Annotated in this window: 7 tRNA genes and 1 rRNA gene; all 8 read left to right on the top strand. The window is 46.9% G+C overall.

The features are described from left to right. The first annotated feature begins 241 nt into the window (after positions 1-241). A 5S ribosomal RNA gene (gene rrf, locus BQ6100_RS20540) occupies positions 242-359 on the top strand. A gap of 8 nt (positions 360-367) precedes the next feature. After that, positions 368-443, top strand: a tRNA-Val gene (locus tag BQ6100_RS20535). A gap of 228 nt (positions 444-671) precedes the next feature. After that, positions 672-747, top strand: a tRNA-Thr gene (locus BQ6100_RS20530). Positions 748-918: 171 nt separating this feature from the next. After that, positions 919-994 (top strand) — tRNA-Lys (locus BQ6100_RS20525). A gap of 19 nt (positions 995-1,013) precedes the next feature. Then, positions 1,014-1,095: transfer RNA gene (locus BQ6100_RS20520), tRNA-Leu, on the top strand. Positions 1,096-1,103: 8 nt separating this feature from the next. Further along, positions 1,104-1,178: transfer RNA gene (locus BQ6100_RS20515), tRNA-Gly, on the top strand. A gap of 7 nt (positions 1,179-1,185) precedes the next feature. Continuing rightward, positions 1,186-1,274 (top strand) — tRNA-Leu (locus tag BQ6100_RS20510). Between the two features lie 15 nt (positions 1,275-1,289). Then, positions 1,290-1,363 (top strand) — tRNA-Arg (locus BQ6100_RS20505). The last annotated feature ends 64 nt before the right edge of the window (positions 1,364-1,427 follow it).

The raw sequence follows: 1,427 nt of genomic DNA, 5'->3' as shown, positions 1-1,427 counted from the left end.
ACGTGGAGCTGACAAATACTAATCGATCGAGGACTTAACCAAATAGAAAAGCAGAGGCGACTGTTCAGCTTCGACAGACGTTGGAGAGCCGGCGCTGCAAATCCTGATTTTTGGATTTGTAGGGACGGATCGAAACGGCCGAGAAGCTAGGAGCCGGAGCTAGACAACTGATTACGAAGTAATTCTTTCTTCTTCCACATTATCTAGTTTTGAGAGAACAAACTCTCTAACCGAATAATAGTCTGGTGGCGATAGCGAGAAGGTCACACCCGTTCCCATACCGAACACGGAAGTTAAGTTTCTAGAGCGCCGATGGTAGTTGGGGGCTCTCCCCCTGTGAGAGTAGGACGTTGCCAGGCTTATATATGGAGGATTAGCTCAGCTGGGAGAGCACCTGCCTTACAAGCAGGGGGTCGGCGGTTCGAACCCGTCATCCTCCACCATTAATAAATTTGATTTTTTATAAAAAAAGAATCAATTATTTTTTTGCCTTTTGTAAGATATTATTAAATTAATTTTGCCGGCCTAGCTCAATTGGTAGAGCACGACCGAAATTGCTTCACTGAAATACTTCAGCGTACTGATCGAACTGCTGCTTGAATTAGCTTTCTGAGATCAGGACGACGTTAACTAACTGCGAGTCTAAAATAAAAATATCTTTTAAAAAATTTGCCGGCCTAGCTCAATTGGTAGAGCAACTGACTTGTAATCAGTAGGTTGGGGGTTCAAGTCCTCTGGCCGGCACCATTTTTGGTGAGAGCCATTACCTAAGTCGGTAGAGCACGATCGAAAATGCTTCCTTGAATAAGCTTCAGAGTTCGCATTGAGTCGCTTTTTGAATAATAGTTCTGAAATGCGGACGTCGTAGATGCCAATACTTCAAAGATTTAATCGAGATATTATAAATTATTATATTGAGAGCCATTAGCTCAGTCGGTAGAGCATCTGACTTTTAATCAGAGGGTCGAAGGTTCGAGTCCTTCATGGCTCACCATTTATTAAAACTATATAATGCGGGTGTGGCGGAATTGGCAGACGCACCAGACTTAGGATCTGGCGCCGCAAGGCGTGGGGGTTCGACTCCCTTCACCCGCACTTTATTCGCGGAAGTAGTTCAGTGGTAGAACACCACCTTGCCAAGGTGGGGGTCGCGGGTTCGAATCCCGTCTTCCGCTCCAATGAATTGCCGGGGTGGCGGAACTGGCAGACGCACAGGACTTAAAATCCTGCGGTAGGTGACTACCGTACCGGTTCGATTCCGGTCCTCGGCACCATTTTCATATTGTAATGCGCCCGTAGCTCAATTGGATAGAGCGTCTGACTACGGATCAGAAGGTTATGGGTTCGACTCCTGTCGGGCGCGTTTTCGGGAAGTAGCTCAGCTTGGTAGAGCACTTGGTTTGGGACCAAGGGGTCGCAGGTTCGAA

Origin of the sequence: Bacillus massilinigeriensis, from assembly GCF_900117315.1 — a bacterium.
Classification (GTDB): domain Bacteria; phylum Bacillota; class Bacilli; order Bacillales; family Cytobacillaceae; genus Bacillus_BE; species Bacillus_BE massilionigeriensis.
This window is presented reverse-complemented; position numbering and strand designations above follow the sequence as displayed.